Annotated in this window: 17 protein-coding genes; 11 read left to right on the top strand and 6 right to left on the bottom strand. The window is 70.9% G+C overall.

Annotated features, from left to right (window positions below):
• The first annotated feature begins 27 nt into the window (after positions 1 to 27).
• Positions 28 to 2,445, top strand: coding sequence for a right-handed parallel beta-helix repeat-containing protein (locus ACFVXC_RS16390; RefSeq protein WP_389905829.1), 2,418 nt, complete (start codon positions 28 to 30; stop codon positions 2,443 to 2,445).
• A gap of 3 nt (positions 2,446 to 2,448) precedes the next feature.
• Here ACFVXC_RS16390 and ACFVXC_RS16385 read toward each other — a convergent pair whose 3' ends face one another.
• On the bottom strand, positions 2,449 to 4,803 hold the full coding sequence (locus ACFVXC_RS16385; RefSeq protein ID WP_389905827.1) for a hypothetical protein: 2,355 nt from the start codon (positions 4,801 to 4,803) through the stop codon (positions 2,449 to 2,451).
• 227 nt (positions 4,804 to 5,030) lie between these two features.
• On the opposite strand from ACFVXC_RS16385, the gene ACFVXC_RS16380 reads away from it, so the two are divergent.
• Positions 5,031 to 5,924, top strand: a complete 894-nt coding sequence (locus ACFVXC_RS16380) for a DeoR/GlpR family DNA-binding transcription regulator (RefSeq protein ID WP_389905825.1) — start codon at positions 5,031 to 5,033, stop codon at positions 5,922 to 5,924.
• Positions 5,925 to 5,988: 64 nt separating this feature from the next.
• On the top strand, positions 5,989 to 6,468 hold the full coding sequence (locus tag ACFVXC_RS16375; protein ID WP_389905823.1) for an SRPBCC family protein: 480 nt from the start codon (positions 5,989 to 5,991) through the stop codon (positions 6,466 to 6,468).
• A 48-nt stretch (positions 6,469 to 6,516) separates the two neighbouring features.
• On the opposite strand, the gene ACFVXC_RS16370 is transcribed toward ACFVXC_RS16375, so the two are convergent.
• A complete protein-coding gene (locus ACFVXC_RS16370; protein ID WP_389905956.1) occupies positions 6,517 to 7,611 on the bottom strand; it encodes a PLP-dependent cysteine synthase family protein in 1,095 nt (364 codons plus the stop codon).
• Positions 7,612 to 7,941: 330 nt separating this feature from the next.
• On the opposite strand from ACFVXC_RS16370, the gene ACFVXC_RS16365 reads away from it, so the two are divergent.
• Together ACFVXC_RS16365 and ACFVXC_RS16360 are read left to right on the top strand one after the other, a co-directional pair.
• Positions 7,942 to 8,271 carry a hypothetical protein gene (locus ACFVXC_RS16365; protein ID WP_389905821.1) on the top strand — a complete coding sequence of 110 codons (330 nt, stop codon included), beginning with the start codon at positions 7,942 to 7,944 and terminating at the stop codon, positions 8,269 to 8,271.
• Between the two features lie 202 nt (positions 8,272 to 8,473).
• Positions 8,474 to 9,010 carry an ATP-binding protein gene (locus tag ACFVXC_RS16360; protein ID WP_389905819.1) on the top strand — a complete coding sequence of 179 codons (537 nt, stop codon included), beginning with the start codon at positions 8,474 to 8,476 and terminating at the stop codon, positions 9,008 to 9,010.
• Positions 9,011 to 9,048: 38 nt separating this feature from the next.
• On the opposite strand, the gene ACFVXC_RS16355 is transcribed toward ACFVXC_RS16360, so the two are convergent.
• Genes ACFVXC_RS16355 through ACFVXC_RS16345 form a run of 3 tightly spaced genes read right to left on the bottom strand, consistent with a single transcriptional unit; the run spans position 9,049 to position 12,742 of the window.
• Positions 9,049 to 11,610, bottom strand: a complete 2,562-nt coding sequence (locus ACFVXC_RS16355) for an ABC transporter permease (RefSeq protein ID WP_389905954.1) — start codon at positions 11,608 to 11,610, stop codon at positions 9,049 to 9,051.
• Between the two features lie 5 nt (positions 11,611 to 11,615).
• The gene (locus tag ACFVXC_RS16350; protein ID WP_389905817.1) at positions 11,616 to 12,428 is read right to left on the bottom strand and encodes an ABC transporter ATP-binding protein; all 813 of its coding nucleotides are present in this window, start codon (positions 12,426 to 12,428) and stop codon (positions 11,616 to 11,618) included.
• The gene (locus ACFVXC_RS16345; RefSeq protein WP_389905816.1) at positions 12,425 to 12,742 is read right to left on the bottom strand and encodes an SHOCT domain-containing protein; all 318 of its coding nucleotides are present in this window, start codon (positions 12,740 to 12,742) and stop codon (positions 12,425 to 12,427) included. The genes ACFVXC_RS16350 and ACFVXC_RS16345 overlap by 4 nt, the downstream gene beginning before the upstream one ends.
• A gap of 275 nt (positions 12,743 to 13,017) precedes the next feature.
• Between ACFVXC_RS16345 and ACFVXC_RS16340 the strand changes: the two genes are divergently transcribed.
• The 6 genes from ACFVXC_RS16340 to ACFVXC_RS16315 all read left to right on the top strand — a co-directional run bounded on the left by ACFVXC_RS16340 (position 13,018) and on the right by ACFVXC_RS16315 (position 18,006).
• Positions 13,018 to 13,590, top strand: a complete 573-nt coding sequence (locus ACFVXC_RS16340) for a TetR/AcrR family transcriptional regulator (RefSeq protein WP_389905814.1) — start codon at positions 13,018 to 13,020, stop codon at positions 13,588 to 13,590.
• Between the two features lie 63 nt (positions 13,591 to 13,653).
• Positions 13,654 to 14,052 carry a cupin domain-containing protein gene (locus ACFVXC_RS16335; RefSeq protein WP_389905813.1) on the top strand — a complete coding sequence of 133 codons (399 nt, stop codon included), beginning with the start codon at positions 13,654 to 13,656 and terminating at the stop codon, positions 14,050 to 14,052.
• Between the two features lie 19 nt (positions 14,053 to 14,071).
• On the top strand, positions 14,072 to 14,674 hold the full coding sequence (locus tag ACFVXC_RS16330) for a DUF4865 family protein (protein ID WP_389905811.1): 603 nt from the start codon (positions 14,072 to 14,074) through the stop codon (positions 14,672 to 14,674).
• Positions 14,671 to 15,627, top strand: a complete 957-nt coding sequence (locus ACFVXC_RS16325; RefSeq protein WP_389905809.1) for a phosphotriesterase — start codon at positions 14,671 to 14,673, stop codon at positions 15,625 to 15,627. Before ACFVXC_RS16330 ends, ACFVXC_RS16325 begins: the two co-directional genes overlap by 4 nt.
• Positions 15,628 to 15,875: 248 nt before the next feature.
• Positions 15,876 to 16,472 (top strand): TetR/AcrR family transcriptional regulator, encoded by a 597-nt coding sequence (locus ACFVXC_RS16320; protein WP_389905808.1) that lies wholly within the window; start codon positions 15,876 to 15,878, stop codon positions 16,470 to 16,472.
• A 280-nt stretch (positions 16,473 to 16,752) separates the two neighbouring features.
• A complete protein-coding gene (locus tag ACFVXC_RS16315; RefSeq protein WP_389905806.1) occupies positions 16,753 to 18,006 on the top strand; it encodes an MFS transporter in 1,254 nt (417 codons plus the stop codon).
• Here the strand turns inward: ACFVXC_RS16315 and ACFVXC_RS16310 are convergent.
• Positions 18,003 to 19,235 (bottom strand): ROK family protein, encoded by a 1,233-nt coding sequence (locus tag ACFVXC_RS16310; protein WP_389905805.1) that lies wholly within the window; start codon positions 19,233 to 19,235, stop codon positions 18,003 to 18,005. The two genes, ACFVXC_RS16315 and ACFVXC_RS16310, sit on opposite strands and share 4 nt — an antisense overlap.
• Between the last annotated feature and the right edge of the window lie 167 nt (positions 19,236 to 19,402).

Genomic DNA, 19,402 nt, shown 5'->3' with positions numbered 1-19,402 from the left:
ACGACCAGGTGGGGGCAGAGCAACTCCATGGCACAGGGCACGGTCCAGGTGACGCACACCGGTACCTCGCGATGGCGGCGCCGCACGGGCGACTACGCATCGCTCGCTGCCGCCTTGGAGGCCGCGAGCGACGGGGACGTGCTCACCATCGCCCCCGGCACATACCGCGAGAACCTCGTCGTCCAGCGGGCGGTGACGCTGCGCGGCCCCGAGGGCTCCCCCGGCTCCGTGCGCATCGCGCCCTCCGACGGGGTGCCGCTCACCGTCCGGTCGTCCGCCGTGGTGCAGGACCTGCATGTCGAGGGGCAGGACTCGGCGGCGCCCGCGCTGCTCGTCGAGGACGGAGCGCCCGAACTCGTCGACGTACGCGTGGTGACGCGTTCCGCGGCCGGCATAGAGGTGCGCGGCGGAGCGCGCCCGACCGTGCGGCGCTGCACGGTCGACAACCCCGGCGGCATCGGCATCGCCGTGCTCGACGGCGGGGGCGGTGTCTTCGAGGAGTGCGAGATCGTCTCGGCCGGGCAGTCGGGCGTCGCCGTGCGCGGCGGCGCGCACCCCCGTCTGGAGCGCTGCCGGGTGCATCACGCCTCCGGCGCGGGGCTCTCGGTGACCGGTGAGCACTCGGGACTCGAGGCGATCGGCTGCGAGGTGTACGAGGTCAAGGGCACGGGCGTGCAGATCACCGCGCGGGCCGCGGCGCATCTGACGGACTGCGACGTGCACCGCACGACGTCGGACGGCGTCACGCTCGACACGGACGCCGTGCTCACGCTCGCCGACTGCCGGATCCACGACATCCCGGAGAACGCGATCGACCTGCGTTCCCGCTCGGTCCTCACCCTGACGCGTTCCACCGTGCGCCAGTTCGGGCGCAACGGCCTTTCGGTGTGGGACCCGGGCACCCGCGTGGACGCCAACCAGTGCGAGATCCACGACAGCACGGGCGACTACCCCGCGGTGTGGGTCAGCGACGGCGCGACGGCCGTCCTGGAGTCCTGCCGGGTGCACGACGTGCCGGACGCGCTGTTCGTCCTGGACCGCGGCTCGCGCGCCGACGTCGTCGACAGCGACCTCTCCCAGGTGCGCAACACGGCGGTGTCCGTGAGCGACGGCGCGACGGCGCAGCTGGACGACTGCCGTATCCGCGACGCCGCGACCGGCGCGTGGTTCCGCGACCACGGCAGCGGCGGCACCCTGGCCAACTGCACGGTCGACGGCGTACAGACCGGTGTCATCGTCACCAAGGGCGCCGACCCCACCATCGAGCGCTGCACGGTCACTTCGCCCGCGGAGGCCGGCTTCTACGTCTCGGCGGGCGGCCGCGGCAGCCTGCAGGGCTGCCGGGTGACCGACAGCGGCGGGTACGGCTTCCACGTCATCGACGGATGTCGTACGACCCTGAAGAAGTGCCGCACCGAGCGGTGCGCACGCGGCGGCTTCGAGTTCGCCGAGGACGGGCCGCTCGTCGAGGACTGCACCAGCGACGAGAGCGGCGGGGTGCGCAGCGCGGCATCCGCGGCGCAGGAGTCCGCCCCGCGGACGGCCACGCAGTCGGTGGGCCTGCTCGGCGCCATCCCCGGGCAGCGCGTCACGGACCCGGCGGCCGAGAAGAAGACGGCCCCCGGGCCGCCGTCCCGCTCGTCGAAGGACGTGCTCGGTGAACTCGACACGCTGGTCGGCCTGGACAGCGTCAAGCGCGAGGTGCGCGCCCTCACCGACATGATCGAGGTCGGGCGGCGCAGGCTGCTCGCGGGGCTCAAGGCCGCGTCCGTGCGCCGCCATCTGGTGTTCACCGGCTCCCCCGGCACCGGCAAGACGACCGTGGCGCGGCTCTACGGCGAGATCCTGGCGTCGCTCGGTGTCCTGGAGAGCGGGCATCTCGTCGAGGTGTCGCGGGTCGACCTGGTGGGCGAGCACATCGGGTCGACGGCGATCCGCACGCAGGAGGCGTTCGACCGGGCGCGCGGCGGTGTGCTGTTCATCGACGAGGCGTACGCGCTCTCGCCCGAGGACTCCGGGCGTGACTTCGGCCGGGAGGCCATCGACACGCTGGTGAAGCTGATGGAGGACCACCGCGAGGCGGTGGTGGTGATCGTCGCGGGATACACGGCGGAGATGGCGCGGTTCCTTTCCGTGAACCCCGGTGTGGCGTCGCGCTTCTCACGGACCATCACCTTCGGGGACTATGCCCCCGAGGAACTGCTCCGGATCGTCGAGCAGCAGGCAGAGGAGCACGAGTACCGCCTCGACACGGGGACGGGCGAGGCCCTCCTGAAGTACTTCACGGCGCTTCCCAAGGGTCCCGCGTTCGGCAACGGCCGCACCGCGCGCCAGACGTTCGAGGCGATGGTGGAGCGGCACGCGGGGCGCGTCGCCCACTTCGAAGAGCCCAGCACGGACGACCTCACCCTGCTGTATCCGGAGGATCTGCCCGAGCTGCCGTGACCGTCACGGCGGACTCTCCGGGGCAAAGGCGGTCTCGGCGGGTTCGGCGGTCTGTGGGCGCGGGGCGGGCACGGCGGGCTTGAGCCTGGCGAGCAGCCGGGCGCGCTCCTCGGCGAAGGCCGGGTCGGCCTGGTAGTCCGAGTGGCCCAGGATCGGTGCGGGCAGCGGGTGCGCCTGCGTGCGGCCGTAGACCAAGGGGTCCTTGAGTGCGTCGTGGTCGACCCGTGGTCCGTCGCCGTCGGGCTCCACCCGGACGGGACCGCCGATCGGGTCGGTGGTGCGGTGGAGGTTGCGCCAGCAGTCGACCTCGCGGTGCAGCGAGCTGAGGGCGGCCGGGCCGAAGTGTGCCGGGAACCAGCGGCCGTAGAGGCGCTCCAGGGGGGATCCGTACGTGAGGAGGGCGACCCTCTTGCGGACGGAGGGCCACAGCTGCCAGGCGGCAGCGGCGGCCAGGACGCTGCCCTGGGAGTGTCCTGAGATGACGAGCCTGCCGCCCGTGGCGCGCGTCGCGCGGGTCCAGGTGTGCATGCGCCAGGTGAGGTCGGGGACCGCGCGCTCGGCGTAGCAGGGCGGGGCGAAGGGGTGGGCGGCGCGGGGCCAGAACGTGCCGACGTCCCACAGGATGCCGATGGTGCGGCGTGCGGAGGGGTCCCGATAGGCGCGGCGGCCCCAGGTCACGAACAGTATGAAGCCGAAGCCGATCAGCCAGGAGCCCAGCGCCTGCGAGGTCTCGGCGGCTCCTTCGAAGAAGAGCGGCAGGCCCTGCGCGGCTTCGCTGGGCACTTCCTCGCTCACCCAGGCGCCGACGAGCGCCCCGGCACCGAGCAGCAGCGTGACCCCTGAGGTGATGCCCACGAGCAGCGGGGCCCGGTCGGTGAGGGCGGCACGCGCGCGCGTGCCCGCGATGCGGCGGCTGCGGGCCGCGTCCTCGGGCTCGCCCGGGTAATCGCGCGGCACGTTCGGCCGGTCGCGGCGGGCCCGCTGCCAGGTGCGGACGCCGAGCCAGCCGCAGAGTGCCGCGACGACCACGAGGAGGGGCGGGATCACGGACGCCTGCCAGGTCAGGAGCACGGGCGGGCCGTCTATGGTGCCGCCGGAGCCGGGCGCCCCGGCGCCGTCGAGCCAGTCGGCGACGCGCTGGGCGCCGCCTCCCGACATCACGCCGCCGAGCGCGCAGGACAGCATGGCGACGGCGGGTCCGGCGAAGCCCCGCATCGCGGTGCGGGGGTCGGGGGCCGTGCGGTAGAGCGCGCGGGCGACCACGGCGAGGGCGATGACCAGGAGGCCTTGGACCAGGGTGATGCCGCCGAAGGTCGCGTTGCCCGGCAGCCTGCCCTCCGAGGTCCAGTCGGGGCGTGACCATCCGGCGTACAGGAGGGTCAGGACGAGCAGGGTGAGCGCGCCCAGGGGCAGTCGGCGGATCAGCTTCTCGTCGAGGTGCTGGTCGAGTCTGTTCTCGCTGCGGCCCCTGCGCCAGACCACCAGGACGACGACGACCCCGGCCAGGACGAGCGTCACGTCGAGGATCCAGCCCAGGGCGTCGAGCAGCGCGGACCCGCCGGAGCCGCGGTCGTGGCGCGCGGCCGATGTGCCGACCGCCGCGGCCACCGTCAGGAATCCGGCGGCCGTGTGCGCGGCCCGAAGGCGGGCCACAAGACGGCGCCCGTACCAGAATCCGGGCCTGCCGAGCGCGCCGGTCCGTCCGGCGTCCTCCTCAGGGTCGGCCTGGTGGGGCAGCGGTGTCTGGGATTCGTACGCGCTCCAGGTGCGCTGCGAGAGGTACCAGAGCAGTCCGGTGAGCGCGGCGGGCACCAGCGCGGCGAGTGCGAGGCGGCGCCCCGGCTGGCTCCACCAGCCGCCGTGCCCGGAGGCGTCGGGCGCGAGGAAGCCCAGCCAGGAGCGCTCGGCGGCGCACTTGGGGGTGCCCGCGCACTGCCAGGCCGTCAGGTCGATGGCGACCTCGCAGGCGGCGGCGACGAGCAGCACGGTGAGGGTGAGTCCGATGAGGCGCACCAGGAGGCCGTACGTACGGACGGTCTTCTTCATGTGCCGCGATGTGGGACGCATCCAGTGGGCGAGGTTGACCACCATGAACGGAAGGAGCAGGAGCCACAGGGCCCGCGAGCCGTTCCCTGAGGTCAGATTGCACCAGACGTACGCCTCGGGGATCGGCTTGCCCCGGTAGTCGTCCGGACGCTTCTCCGCGTCGGCGTCCTCGGTACGGCGGAAAACGGCTGCCGTGTCGTCGCCGGAGACCCGGACGGTGCTCGGGTCGCCCAGCATTCTCTCGGGTGTGGTGCCCCCGACTCCGTGGACGAGGAGTTCGAGAGCCGTCTCTTCTCTGTTGTCAGCTGCCACTGTTCCGCTTCCCCCGATGTGCGCCGTGCTCCCCCGAATATGCGCTTGGTCAGGGAAGAAGGCTCTCCGCACATGGCCCCCTCCACACCCCTCATCACGTAATCTCCCCGTTCCGAGTGAACGCACGCTCTCGGGCGGTGGGCCGCCTGTCGGGGGCGCGTGCGAAGATGAGGCAGCGCATTTGACGGGTGCGACGGGTGTGACGAGGCAGAAGGGCCGTGACGGACGTGAGTGAGAATCAGAACCTCCTCGCGGAGCAGCGCCGCGCCCTGATCCTCGATGAGGTACGCCGTCGAGGTGGGGTCCGCGTCAACGAACTGACCCGCAAGCTGGGTGTGTCGGACATGACGGTCCGCCGCGATCTCGACGCCCTCGCGCGCCAGGGCGTCGTGGAGAAGGTGCACGGCGGCGCCGTCCCGGTGGTCGAGGCGAGCACGCACGAGCCGGGGTTCGAGGCCAAGTCGGGTCTTGAGCTGAACGCCAAGGAGGACATCGCGCGCACCGCGGCCTCCCTGGTGGCGCCCGGCACGGCGATCGCGCTCTCCGGCGGCACGACGACGTATGCGCTGGCCCATCATCTTCTGGATGTGCCGGACCTGACGGTGGTGACGAACTCGGTGCGGGTCGCTGACGTCTTCCACTCCGCGCAGCGCACCTCGGGCCGGCGTCAGGGCGCGGCCACCGTGGTGCTCACGGGCGGCGTGCGCACCCCGTCGGACTCCCTGGTCGGCCCGGTCGCCGACCAGGCGATCGACGCGCTGCACTTCGACGTGCTCTTCCTGGGTGTGCACGGCATATCGGCGGAGGCGGGCCTGTCCACGCCGAACCTCGCGGAGGCGGAGACCAACCGGCGTCTCGTGCACTCGGCGCGGCGGGTCATCGTGGTCGCCGACCACACCAAGTGGGGGACGGTGGGCCTCAGTTCGTTCGCCACTCTGGAGCAGGTCGACACGCTCGTGACCGACGCCGGACTGCCCGCGGAGGCGCGGGGTGAGATCTCCGAGCACCTGCGGCGCCTGGTGGTCACCGGCGAGTCCGAGGAGCCGGGGCCGGGCGAGCGGGACGAACACGGCGAGAGCGTCGGTCAGGCGGAGAACGCCGGGAGCACCGCAGACATCTGACGGTCCGCCAGCTATGGTGACGGTGGCCGGTCAACCACCCGATTCCGCTTGGGGGCTGAGTTAGATGGCACGCCGACTGAGGTCCGTGGGACTTGAGTTCGCCGAATCCGCTCCGTTGCGTCTGGTCTTCGCCCGCGAGGTGAGTGCGTCCCCGGAGGCCGTGTACCGCGCCCTCGCCGACGACATCGCCGACTGGCCCGAGTGGTTCACGGCGGTCACCCTGTGCCGACCCACGGACGACGGCAAGGGCCGCGAGGTCAGACTCAAGGGCGGCACACGCTTCTGGGAGACGGTCGTGGCGGCCGACCCGGCACAGCGGTACGCCTACCGCGTCGACGAGTCGAACGCCCCGGGCCTGCGCGCCCTGCTCGAAGAGTGGCGGCTCACCCCGGCCGGGACGGGCACCCGAGTGCAGTGGACCTTCGCCGCGGACGGCGCCGCGCCCTTCCGCTTCGCCCTGAAGCTCGGCAGGGCGGGCCTGGGACGGGCCTTCCGCGATGCCGTCACGGCCCTCGACCGACGCCTCGCCGCGGCCAACGCCTGAGTCCCACCCCGAGTCCCACCCCGCGTCCCACAGGGAACTTGCGGGGTTCTAGGTCCAGGTGCCCGTCGCGAGGAGGGTCTCGATCGAAGCCGCGTAACCCCTGATGTCCAGACCCTGTTCGGCCAGCCACGCGTCCGAGTAGTACTTGTCCAGATAACGGTCACCCGGGTCACAGAGGAGCGTGACGACGCTGCCCGTGCGGCCCGCGGCCACCATTTCGGCGACGATCTTCAAAGAACTCCACAGTCCGGTTCCGGTGGAGCCGCCCGCCTTGCGGCCGATCGCCTGCTCCAGGGCGCGTACGGCGGCGACGCTCGCCGCGTCCGGCACCTTCATCATGCGGTCGATCGCGCCGGGCACGAAGCTCGGCTCCATCCGGGGCCTGCCGATGCCTTCGATGCGGGAGCCGCAGTCGCTGGTGGCGTCCGGGTCATGGCGGGTCCAGCCGTCGAAGAAGCAGGAGTTCTCCGGGTCGGCGACGCAGAGCCGGGTGTCGTACTGCATGTAGTGGACGTAGCGGGCGATGGTCGCCGACGTGCCGCCCGTGCCCGCCGTGGCGACGATCCACGCGGGTTCCGGATAGCGCTCCAACCTCATCTGCTGGTAGATCGATTCGGCGATGTTGTTGTTGCCGCGCCAGTCGGTGGCCCGTTCCGCGTAGGTGAACTGGTCCATGTAGTGGCCGCCGGTCTCGACGGCGAGGGCGGCCGATTCGGCGTACATCATGCGCGAGTCGTCCACGAAGTGACATCGGCCGCCGTGGAATTCGATCAGCCGGCATTTCTCGGCACTGGTCGTACGGGGCATCACCGCGATGAAGGGCACCCCGATCAGCTTGGCGAAGTACGCCTCGGAGACGGCTGTCGAGCCGCTGGAGGCCTCGATGACCGGCCGCCCCGGCCGGATCCAGCCGTTGCAGAGTCCGTAGAGGAAGAGCGAACGGGCCAGCCGGTGCTTGAGGCTGCCGGTCGGGTGGGTGGACTCGTCCTTGAGATACAGGTCGATGCCCCACTGTTCCGGCAGCGGGAAGCGCAGCAGATGCGTGTCGGCGGAACGGTTGGCGTCGGCCTGGACCTTGCGGACGGCTTCTTTGAGCCAGACCCGGTACTCCGAGTCGCTGCGGTCCACGTCGAGCGTGGTCATCGGCTCATCGGCTTGTTCCTGCTGTGTGGTGCTCACCGCGCGGCTCCTTGGCGTCAACCTGGCCGCGCTCCGAGCGGGCCCGACGCCTCGATGATAAACACCTTCCGCACGCTTCTCACCTGCATAAACACACCTTTGAGCACCTCAAAGGCACACCTGGCTCAGTCGGCTGAAACAGAGGCACGGCACACTGGACAGCGGACGGCGTCCATTGGTGACCACGTCTTCATACGCACTGGTGCTAGCCGCCAGGTGCGTGCAGACTGCACCGCACGGGACGGCGGTCTCGTACCGAACGACCACTCGAATCGCTCAAGGGGGCGGAACGTCATGGAGGAGCCGGATTTCACGGCCACGGGCGTGCAGATCGGACGACGGCTACGCTCCCTCACCCGGGCAGGTCAAATCCGCATCACCGACGGCAGGTTCGAGCTCCTGACCAGTTACGGCCGGGAGATCGACAGCGCCCCGGTCCAGACGGTGCGGGCCGGTAAACCGTGGTTCGCCGCCGACGACCGGGCCCTCGCCGAACTGAACGGCACGCGCTACCGGCTCACCCTCGCCGATCATGACCCGGCCCCGGGCAAGTCCGGGCCGCCCACCGTACGCAAGTTCATCGACGCGGTGAGCAGGGCCGGAGGCCACAGGGCGCGCGCCTGAGAGCCCACGCGCTCCCGGCAGGTGCGGCGCGAGTTGCATGCCCGCACCCCCTGAGTCATTCTGGTCTCACATCACTCTGGGTTCACCGGCGATGACGCTGCGAACCAGCCCGCCGGCTACTGACAGCAGTCGGCAGACCCCGCGGCCGCTGCTGGATCCGATCGTCGCCTTCTTCCGGACCGCAATTCGGGGAGTCGCACCCGTGATCAGCCAGCCAAGCAGGTATTGCACGGTAGAGCTTCAGGCGCTGCCGGCGCGGATCGGACAGGTCCGCAGAATCGTATCGGCGCAGTTGCGCTACTGGCATCTCGATCCCTTGATAGACCAGGCCGCGCTCGGCGTGACCGAGCTCCTGACCAACGTGCACCGGCACGCACAGCCGGACAAGGTGTGCACCGTGGAGATCGAGCTGCTGCTCGACCGTCTCACGGTCTCCGTGCACGACCACGACCCCCGCCTTCCCGATGTGCACGACGCGGAACCGTTCGCGACCTGTGGCCGCGGGCTCGCCATGGTCGCCGCGGTCAGCGAGAGCTGGGGAGTACGCCCCCACGGCGACACGGGCAAAGTCGTCTGGTTCACCCTTCCGGCCCCTACGCCTGCCGTCGCACTGCCGTCCACGTTCGCGGCGTACGGCGCGGCCACGCAGGGCCCTTTCGCGGAACTCGGCGCCGGGCAGTCCCTCGCCGACGGGCACGCGCCCGGACATGCTCCCGCCCGGTCGGCCGTTGTCGGCTGACCGGGCGGTGACAGGCCCCGCCGGGCGGGCGTCCTACGTCACTCGGTGGCGATGGCACGCAGCACGTCCAGGCGTGCGGCCCGCCGTGCCGGACGCAGACCCGCGAGGGCTCCCGCCGCCAGGCCCACCAGGACGACCACCGCCAGTTGTACGGGCGGCACCGCGAACGCGAAGGCACTGCTCGTCGCGCCGTCCGCAGCCTTGACGAGCACCCAGCCGAGGAAGCCGCCGAGCGCGAGGCCACCGGCCGTGCCGAAGGCCGCGACAAGCACCGACTCCCAGCGGACCATGGCCCGCAGCTGCGCCCTGGTCTGCCCGACGGCCCGCAACAGGCCCAGCTCACGGGTCCGTTCGTGGATCGCGAGGGTCAGCGTGTTGGCGATGCCCAGCAGGGCGATCAGAACGGCGAGCGCGAGCAGGGCGTAGACCAGCGTCAGCATCATGTCTATCCCACCCGCGGCGGACCGCGCGTACTGCTCACGGGTCTGCACATCGGGACTGCCGTATTCCTGCGCGACTTCGGAGACCGCGGCCTTGCCGTCGTCCGCACTCACGCCGTCCTTGAACGTGACGGATACGAGGCTGTCCGCGTCCTGCATGCGGTGCGGCGCCCAGGCCTCGCGGCTGATGACGTAGTCCCCTGCGAGTTCCGACCTGCCGTACAGCGCGCGGACCGTGAAGGTGGTCCTCTTGCCGTCGGCGAAGGCGAGTTCGGCCTTGGAGCCGACCTTGAGGCCCTGCTTGCCGGCCTCCTCGCGCGTGATCGCGATGCCGTCGGCGCCGAGACCGTCGAGCGATCCGTCGACCTTGCCGAGGTCGAAGGACTTGGCGAAGGGCCCCGGGTCCGTGACGGTCAGGGCCCGCCCTTTCCCGTCGACCTCTGCCGCGCCGTTACCGAGGCCGACCGCGGTGGCGACTTCGGGCCGCTCGGCGAGCGCGGGGGCCAGCTTGGGGCTGAGTCCGCTGCCGCCCGCGCCGAAGCCCGGGGTACTGACGGCCAGGTCGCCGGCGAAGGAGCGGTTCACCGTCTGGTCCATGGTCGCCTTCAGTGAGGCGCCGAAGACCGTGAAGAGCGAGACGACGGCGACACCGATCATCAGGGCGCTCGCGGTGGCGGCGGTCCGCTTGGGGCTGCGCAGGGCGTTGCGCCGGGCGAGTCCGCCCGAGACGCCGCGCAGCCGGTCGAGGGGCCCGCCGAGAATGCGTACCGCCCGCGAGGACGCGACGGGTCCGAGCACGACGAACCCGGCGAGCGCGAGGACCGCCCCGGCACCGGCAAGCCACATGGACGGGCTGACGAGGACGCCGGTGAGCGAGAGGCCCACGGCCGCGAGCGCGAGGGCCGTGCCCACCATGGCCCGGGTGCGCGATGCCCCGGAGTGGTCGACCGCTGTCTCACGCAGGGCGGCCAGGGGTGCGGTGCGCCCGGCGCGGACGGCGGGCAGCAGTGCGGAGCCCAGGCAGACCACGATGCCGACGGCCAGGGGCAGCAGCATCGACAGGGCGCTGACCACCAAGTCGCCCTCGGGGAAGGGGAATCCGATGGCGGGGAAGAGAGCCTGCAGCCCGGCCGCGATCCCGACGCCGCCCGCGAGGCCCGCGGCGGACGCCACCACGGCGACCACGCCTGCCTCGACCAGGGTGGCGGCGGTGACTTGCCGCCGCGAGGCGCCGAGTGCGCGCAGCAGGGCGTTCTCGCGGGTGCGCTGGGCGACGACGATCGCGAAGGTGTTGTGGATGCTGAAGGTGGCGACGAGGAGAGCGACGCCGGAGAAGACGAGCAGGAAGCTGGTGAAGAGCGTCAGGAACCGGCCGGAGATGTTGTCGGTGTTCTCCGCCGCCGACGCCTCGCCGGTGATCGCCTCAACTCCCTTGGGGAGTACGGGACTCAGCGTGTCGACGAGTCGCTGCTCGCTCACACCGGGCCCGGCCCGCACCTGGATGGACGTGGCCTCGCCGGGCTTCGGCGTCAGGTACTTCTCGGCGTCGGCCAGTGTCATGCCGGTGAAGGTGGTCTGCGCCATGCCGTCCTCGCCGCCGAAGGTGGCGAGGCCCACGATCGTCACCTTGACGGGGTCGGGGGTGCGCAGCGTGGTCGTGTCACCGATCTTCAGGTCACCGGCTTCGGCGGCGCCTCGGTTGACGACGACCTCGCCGGGCTCGGCGGGGGCGCGGCCTTCGGCCAGCTGGTAGGCGTTCAGCTCGCTGTCGTCGATCCAGTTGCCGGCGAGGGTGGGCGGGCCTTCGCCGCCGATGGGCTTCTTGTCCTTGCCGAGGAGCTGGCCCGCGCCCTGGATGGCGGGCGCGGCGGCGGCGACGCCGTCGGTCCGCTCTATCTTCTCCACGAGCGAGGTACTGACGGGCTGCCGGGTGCCCTGGCTGTCGTCGGGGGTGGTGATGGTGTCGGCGCTGCGGACGACGGCGTCGGTGCCGCTCGTCGCGTTGCCGAACATCGTGTCGAAGCTGCCGCGCAGGGTGTCGCCCATGACGAGCGTGCCCGCCAGGAAGGCGACACCGAGCATGACCGCGAGGAACGTACCGGCGAATCGCCGCTTGTGGCCGCGCAGCGAGGAGAGGCTGATGCGGGTGGACGCGCTCAGGGAACTCATGACGGCGCTCCCCCGGTACCGAGTGTGGTCGGGGCCTTCGTGTCGAAGGCCTTGAGCCGGTCGAGGACCTTGTCCGCGGTCGGGTCCGCCATCCGGTCCACCAGGCGGCCGTCGGCCAGGAAGACGACCTCGTCGGCGTGGGCGGCGGCCACCGGGTCATGGGTGACCATGACGACCGTACGGCCCATCTGCCGCACCGCTCGGCCGAGGAGGCGCAGGACCTCCTCGCCGGAGCGCGAGTCGAGGTTGCCGGTCGGTTCGTCGGCGAAGACGACGTCGGGGCGGCCCGCGAACGCCCTTGCCACGGCGACGCGTTGCTGCTGTCCGCCGGAGAGTTCGGCGGGCCGGTGGTGGAGGCGGTCGCGCAGTCCGACCACGTCGATGAGGGCATCGGTCCACTCGGCCGACGTCGCGTCACCGCGCTTCCCGGCGAGGTCCATCGGAAGCGTGATGTTCTCGGCCACGGTCAGCGTCGGCACCAGGTTGAAGGCCTGGAAGACGAAGCCGATACGGTCTCGGCGCAGCAGCGTGAGGCGGCGGTCGTCGAGCGTGCCCAACTCGGTGACGCCGATATGGGCGGATCCCGAGGTGAGGGTGTCGAGGCCGGCGGCGCAGTGCATCAGGGTGGACTTGCCCGAGCCCGACGGTCCCATGATCGCGGTGAAGCGCCCGGCGGGAAAGCCGACGCTCACCCCGTCCAGGGCCGTTACGGCGGTGTCACCCTGACCGTAGACCTTCACGGCTTCGGTGACGCGGGCGGCGTCGAGGGTGGTCGCGCCGTGGTGTCCACGTCCGGTCGCGACAGTCATGCCGCACCGCCCTTGGATGTGCGTCCGAACTCCTCGTTCAGGACGGAGAGGCGCCGCCAGTACTCGTCCTCGTCGATCTCGCCGGAGGCGAAGCGACGGCCGAGCACGGCGATGGGGGAATTCTGGTCGATGCGTACGTTCCGTTCGTTCCGCTCGTTCCGCTCGGCGCTGTCCCGTTGCCACGGTGTGCGGCGGCCCCGCCACACGGTGCGGCGCAGGAGCGTGATGCCGCCGATCACGACGGCGGCCCAGATGAGCGGGAAGAACAGGATCCACGGGCCGGGCCCGCCGTCGAAGTGAGCCAGGGTGTTCATGGTGTCCATCTCCTCGGGGCGATTTCTGCGGCGTCTTGGGCGACGCCTTGAGCGACGCCTTGAGCGCTGTATCGATCGATGTATTGAGACTCGCGCTCCAAGGGGGTCCCGGTCGTCGTACGGCCAGCGGCGGTGTGAGTACCACGCCGGGAGTACGTGGGGGCTGTGGGCCTGCTCCCGGCGGGGTCGGTCGGGGCCGGTCCTGGCGCCGGTGCACCGGCAGCCACCGTTCCCTTCCCTGGACCTCTGTACCTACTAGTATGTACAGTGTGTTCATGAGCACCCCGGAACGTCTGATCGAGTCCACCCGCGAACTGCTGTGGGAGCGCGGTTACGTCGGCACGAGCCCCAAGGCGATCCAGCAGCACGCGGGTGCCGGGCAGGGCAGCATGTATCACCACTTCAACGGGAAGCCCGACCTCGCGCTCGCCGCGATCCGACGCACGGCGGACGAGTTGCGCGCCACGGCCGAGGGCGTTCTCGGCGGCACCGGATCGGCGTACGAACGCATCGAGGCGTACCTGCTGCGTGAACGCGACGTACTGCGCGGCTGCCCGGTCGGCCGGCTGACGATGGACCCGGACGTCATCGCGAGCGACGAGCTGCGCGCGCCCGTCACCGAGACGCTCGACTGGCTGCGGGGCCGGATCGCCGGGATCGTCGAAGAGGGCAGGGAGCGGGGCGAGTTCGCGCTCTCGCTCGACGCTCGGGCGATCGCGGCGACGGTCGTCGCGACGGTCCAGGGCGGTTATGTACTGGCCCGGGCCTCGGGGTCACCGGCGGCTTTCGACACGGGCGTACAAGGGTTGCTCGCGCTCCTGTTCGCCGCCACCACCCCTCCCGCGTAAAAGGCTTCGCGCGCGAGAGACCCCCTTCCCTCTTCCTCGCCTCCGCAAAGGACTTGAAGAGCAGTGCACATCACGCGCAACCGGCCCGACACCCAGGCAGGCCCCGCCGAGAACTTCACCGGAACCGTGTGGCTGGACGAGATCGCCGCGCCGCCATCGCCCTCCCGGCTGCGGATGTTCAACGTCCACTTCGCCCCTGGAGCGCACACCGCCTGGCATCGCCACCCGCACGGGCAGGTCCTGCACGTCCTTGAGGGCGAGGGGCTCGTGCAGCGCGAGGGCGGCGGGGCGGAGAGAATCCGCGCGGGCGACACCGTCTGGATCGAGCCGGACGAATGGCACTGGCACGGCGCGGGACCCCGCACTTTCATGACGCATCTGGCGGTCGTCGAGGCAACTGACGACGGAACGACCACGCACTGGGACGCGCACGTGAGCGCGGACGAGTACCCGGCGGCTTGAGCTCGAGGAGCGAACCACCATGCACGCGATGCAGTACGAGATCACGCTTCCGTCCGATTACGACATGGGGATCATCCGCAACCGGGTGGCGACCAGAGGCCATCTGCTGGACGACTGTCCGGGTCTCGGCGCCAAGGCATATCTGATCCGTGAGCGCGGCGTCGACGAATCCCCCGTGAACCAGTACGCGCCCTTCTACCTCTGGAACACCCCCGAGGGAATGAACTCCTTCCTCTGGGGCCCCGGATTCCAGGGGATCGTCGACGACTTCGGGCGCCCCGAGGTGCGGCACTGGACGGGTCTGGCGTACGCGAACGGGGCTGGAGCGGGCGCGCCCGCGAGGGCGACGAAGACCGCGAAGGCCGCGATACGACACCGCATACGCGTTCCCGCCCACACGCACGTGGGCGACCTGGCAGAGGAACTGGCCGATGAGGCAGCCCAGTTGATACATCGGCAAGGCGCGATCTACGCAGCGGCCGCCATCGACCCGCGTACGTGGGAGGCGCTGCTGTTCTCAGTCTGGGACCACGCATCACCCAAGGGGCAGGGAGACGTGTTCCAGGTGCTGCATGTATCCGCTCCGGAGCGGGCGCTGCTCCCCGAGGGTCGGCAGTGGTGAGTACAGCGGACACCTCCCGCAGCGACAGCGCGGCCCATACGACGCAGACAGTCCGCACCGTCCTCGGGGACATCGCTCCCGGGGAACTCGGAACCTGTGACGCCCATGATCACCTCTTCCTGACGAGCCCTCAACTCCCGGGTCAGGAGATGGATTCGGCCACCTCTGCGGCGCGGGAGCTCTCGGCCTTCCGGTCGGCCGGCGGCGAGAGCCTGATCCAGTGGACACCGCACGGAATGGGGCGCCGCGCGGGGGAACTGCCCGAGCTGTCAAGGACGTCAGGCGTGCGGATCGTCGCCGCGACAGGCCTCCATCAATCAGCCAACTACGCACCGGAGCTGTTGAACCGCCTCCGCGCCGACGGACTCGCGGGCCTCTTCGTCAGGGAGTTGACCGAGGGCATCGCCGACACGGGCGTTCGGGCCGGGCTGATCAAAGTCGCGGGCGGCTTCCACGGCCTGGACACGCACGCCCGCTGGACGATGGACGCGGCAGCCGAGGCCCACCACGCGACGGGCGCGCCCATCGCCGTCCACCTGGAACTCGGCACCGGAGCACTCGACGTACTCGACTTGCTGTGCGGCGAGTTGGACGTACCGCCCGACCGCCTGATCATCGGCCACCTGAACCGATCCCCCGACCTCGCGATCCACCACCAGGTCGCCGAAGCCGGTGCCTACGTCGCCTTCGACGGCCCTTCCCGCGCGCATCACGCCACGGACTGGCGCATGCCGGAAGCGGTACGGGCCCTGGCGGAGGCGGGCTTCGCCGACCAACTGCTCCTGGGCGGCGACACGACAACGGCCGGGGCGCGCGCGGTGAACGGCGGCCCCGGGCTTGTGCACCTGTTGCGCAGAGTTCGGCCACGGCTCGAACTCGCCGCGGGCAAGGACGTGGTGGAGCGGATGCTGACGGTGAATCCGGGGCGGGCGTTCGCGGCGCTGTGGGCGTAGGGAGGGGGTCGATCGGCTACGGGGCCGGTCGGTTGTTCGATCGACTCCCTCACCGCCGTAGCCGAACGGGCCGGTGGCCGCTCAGACGGGTCCGGCCCGGAAGCGTGCCTCCCGCTGCCTGGAATCCGTTCCGCCGGTCCGGCCTCAAGGGTCAAGGGTCAAGGGTCGACGTTACTGATAGACCGCCTTGAGGGGTAACTCTGAACTTCGTATTGCACTGCTCGTTCCAAAACCGGTAACGTACCGGCATGGCCCGACCGAGAACCTTCGACGAGGAGCGGGCCCTGGACGCGGCGATGCGCGCCTTCTGGTCGAATGGCTACGAAGCCACCTCGACCCAGGATCTGTGCGACGCCACCGGCCTGGGCCGCAGCAGCATCTACAACACCTTCAGCAGCAAGCACGAGCTGTTCCAACGAGCCCTGGCCCGCTACATGGACTCCATGACGTCCATCCAGGTCGAAATCCTGGAGGACACCGAGCGCCCCCCGATGGAGCGTATTCGCGCCCTGTTCACCCGAGTCGTCGACTCCGAGTTCGAGTGCCGCGAGGACGGGCACAGCATCGGCTGCCTGACCGTCAACACGACCGTGGAACTGGCCGGACGCGACCCCGAGGCCGCCGAAATGCTCGCGCGCGACCTCGCGGTGCGGCTGGCCGCGATCAGTGCCGTCATCCGCGCGGGACAGAGCGGTGGCGACATCACCTCCACTCGGGACGCGACCGACCTGGCCCGCTTCCTGAACGCCATCATCGGTGGCATGCGGATCTCGGCGCAGGGCGGTGCCGATCGAGCCACGCTGACAGCCATCGCCGAGACCGCCCTGGACGCGCTGAACCGCTGAACCGCCCGCGCCGAACGGCTGAACCGCCGACTTTCCGATGCGCTGATTCGCGCCGGCCGATCACCGGCCAACCCAGCCTCTTCCCGCACGGCACCGCATCACGCCGCATCACACCGCACCACGCCGCACCGCACTGCACCGCGCAGTGCATGCATCGCACCCCCTCCCCATCAGGCCTGTCGGCCTCCGCACGCCCTCATTTTGTACTGCTCAGTTCATAACCAGAGCCATAACCGGCTCATAGCGCATCCCCCAGCCGCCCACCCCTAAAGGAGCTCCCATGCCCCGCGCCGTCCATCTCCTGGCCCTCGGCATCTTCGCCATGGTGACCAGCGAGTTCGTGGTCGCCGGTCTGATGCCGCAGATGGCAGACGGACTCGACGCCACGATCCCCGAGATCGGCTACCTGATCACCGCCTTCGCCGCAGCGATGGCCTTCGGCGGGCCCTTCCTCGCCATCGCATTGCTGAGGATGCGTCAGAAGTCCGCTCTGATGGTCCTGTTCGGCATCTTCCTGATCGGCAACATCCTCGCCGCCCTCGCCCCGGACTACCGCACCATGCTGGTGGCCCGCGTCATCACCGGTATCGCTTCGCAGGCCTTCTTCGGCGTCGCCATCTCCCTGTGCGCACGGCTGACCCGTCCCGAAGTACGGGGCAGGGCCATCGCGGTGGCCCTCAACGGGCTGATGCTGGGCACGCTCCTAGGTCTGCCGCTCTCCACCATCGTCGGTGAACACCTGGGCTGGCGGGCCGCGTTCTGGGCCATCACCGGCCTGACCGTCCTCGCCGCGATCGCCACCCTCATCGGGGTGCCGCGCGTGGAGAGCGCCGACGACGACGGTGGCGATCTCCGCCAGGAGCTGGGCGCCTTCCGCAGCCCCCGGCTGTGGCTGACCCTCACCACGAGCACTTTCGTCATCGGCGCCACTTTCTCCGCCTTCAGCTACCTCAACCCGATCCTCACCGAGGTCACCGGCTTCTCCACCGGCACCGTCCCCCTGCTGCTGATCGCGTACGGAGCGGCCACCGTGGTCGGCAACACCGTCGTCGGCCGGTTCGCCGACAAGCACGCTGTCCCGGTGCTGCTCATCGGCCTGCTGCTCAATCTGGCGTTCCTCGCGGGATTCGCCGTTCTCGCCCAACTGAGCTTCGCCGCCGTGGCGTTGATGATGGGGATCGGCCTGGTCGGGGTCACCATGAACCCGGCCATGGTGACCCGTGTCCAGCGCACGGGCAACGCCCGGCCGCTGGTCAACACCGTCCACTCCTCGTTCATCACCCTCGGCATCATCATCGCGACGTCCGTCGGCGGACCCGCCATCGATACATTCGGGCTTCGGGCGCCGCTCTGGATCGGCGCCGCCCTCGCCGCACTCGGCCTCGTCACGCTGCTGCCCGACCTCAAGCGGCTGCGCGGCGACCGAACCACCCGCGCCACGAGTGACGTTGATCCTCAGAGCCCGGCGTCCCCATCCGCATCCGCATCGGCTTCCGCCGCAGCCGCAGCCGCGAAGGAGTCCACCCCCGTCTAGCCCAGCGCCCCGAGGGGGTCGTCGAGCACCGGCTGCCAGGCCAGCTCGGCGGCTCCCACCAGGCTGTTGTGGTCCAGCGTGCACGCCAGGATCGGTACGCCGCCGCTGCGCCCCCAAAGGCTCCGGTCGGCGACGACGGCACGCAGCCGCTCGGGGTCCGCCTCCAGGAGGGCACGGTGCAGGCCGCCGAGGATGATGCGGTCCGGGTTGAGGATGTTCACCAGGCCGGCGAGTCCCAGGCCGAGGCGGTCGATCAGTTCCTCCGCGGCCGAGCGGACCGCGGGGTCCCCTCCCCCGTCGCTGAGCAGTTCGCGGGCCTGCTGCAGCAGGCCCTCGGGGCCCGGTTCGCGACCGGCCGCCGTAAGGAAGGCCAGCGGGTCCGTCTCGACGTCCAGACAGCCCCGGCTCCCGCAGTGGCAGGGGCGGCCCTCCGGATTGACGGTGAGGTGGCCGACCTCGAGCGCGAGGCCCGAACTGCCCGTGTGCAGGCGCCCGTCGAGGACGAGCGCGCCGCCCACTCCCCGGTGTCCGGTCGCGACGCACAGCAGATCGCGGGCCCCGCGCCCCGCGCCGTGCCGGTGCTCGGCAAGGGCCGCGAGGTTGACGTCGTTGGCGGCGAACGCCGGTCCCGTGATGCCCGCGTCCCGTACGCAGTCGGCGAAGATCTGGCGCACCTGCGAGCCCGCGGGCCACGCCAGGTGCAGCGGATTGAGCGCGGTGCCGTCCGGTTCGGCGACGGCCGACGGCACCGCGAGACCTGCGCCCACGCACCTTCTGCCCGTCTCCCGCAGCAGTTGCGCGCCCGCGTCGATGACCGAGCCGAGCACCTGCGCCGGGTCGGCGTCGATCGTCTCGCAGCCGGGCGCGGTGGCGACGATCCGGCCGCCGAGCCCGACGAGCGCGGCCCGGAAACCGTCGGAGTGCACCTGCGCGGCAAGCGTCACAGGACCGTCGTCCGCGATGGAGAGGCCGTGCGAGGGGCGGCCCTGGGAGCCCGCGGGCGCGCTCGGCCTCGCGTCGATCCGGATCAGGCCGAGCGCCTCCAGCTCGGCGGCGACGGCGCCCGCCGTGGCGCGGGTGACGCCGAGTTCGGCGGTGAGCACGGCACGGGTCGGGGCACGCCCGGTGTGGATGAGCTCAAGGGCGGGACCGAGCGCGCCGCGCCCGCGCTCCAGGCGCGCGCGCGTGGACAGATCCCCCTCGGTGCGGGGGGCAGCCTTGCCGTTCATGAGGGCGAGTCTCCCATGATCCGTACGCCGCCTCGCCGTTCAGTCGTCATCTGCTGGTGCACCGCTCTTTCACTGCCCTTCCCCTGCCGTCCCACGTGAACCTTCCGCCCACCGGTGACCGCCGCCTCACAGGAACTGTCTTGTACGCCACGGGTGCGCACCTCTAC

This window comes from Streptomyces sp. NPDC058257 (assembly GCF_042881845.1).
GTDB lineage: Bacteria > Actinomycetota > Actinomycetes > Streptomycetales > Streptomycetaceae > Streptomyces.
The sequence above is the reverse complement of the archived record's forward strand: the minus strand, read 5'-3'. Positions and strand labels throughout refer to the sequence as shown.

What these genes read in the sequence shown, in the direction of transcription:
- ACFVXC_RS16370 (WP_389905956.1), bottom strand. Translation starts at nt 7,611, where the DNA reads ATGACCACGCTCGACGTGGACCGCAGCGACTCGGAGTACCGGGTCTGG.
- ACFVXC_RS16375 (WP_389905823.1), top strand. Translation starts at nt 5,989, where the DNA reads ATGGCACGCCGACTGAGGTCCGTGGGACTTGAGTTCGCCGAATCCGCT.
- ACFVXC_RS16320 (WP_389905808.1), top strand. Translation starts at nt 15,876, where the DNA reads ATGGCCCGACCGAGAACCTTCGACGAGGAGCGGGCCCTGGACGCGGCG.
- ACFVXC_RS16340 (WP_389905814.1), top strand. Translation starts at nt 13,018, where the DNA reads ATGAGCACCCCGGAACGTCTGATCGAGTCCACCCGCGAACTGCTGTGG.
- ACFVXC_RS16330 (WP_389905811.1), top strand. Translation starts at nt 14,072, where the DNA reads ATGCACGCGATGCAGTACGAGATCACGCTTCCGTCCGATTACGACATG.
- ACFVXC_RS16310 (WP_389905805.1), bottom strand. Translation starts at nt 19,235, where the DNA reads ATGAACGGCAAGGCTGCCCCCCGCACCGAGGGGGATCTGTCCACGCGC.
- ACFVXC_RS16315 (WP_389905806.1), top strand. Translation starts at nt 16,753, where the DNA reads ATGCCCCGCGCCGTCCATCTCCTGGCCCTCGGCATCTTCGCCATGGTG.
- ACFVXC_RS16390 (WP_389905829.1), top strand. Translation starts at nt 28, where the DNA reads ATGGCACAGGGCACGGTCCAGGTGACGCACACCGGTACCTCGCGATGG.
- ACFVXC_RS16350 (WP_389905817.1), bottom strand. Translation starts at nt 12,428, where the DNA reads ATGACTGTCGCGACCGGACGTGGACACCACGGCGCGACCACCCTCGAC.
- ACFVXC_RS16345 (WP_389905816.1), bottom strand. Translation starts at nt 12,742, where the DNA reads ATGAACACCCTGGCTCACTTCGACGGCGGGCCCGGCCCGTGGATCCTG.
- ACFVXC_RS16365 (WP_389905821.1), top strand. Translation starts at nt 7,942, where the DNA reads ATGGAGGAGCCGGATTTCACGGCCACGGGCGTGCAGATCGGACGACGG.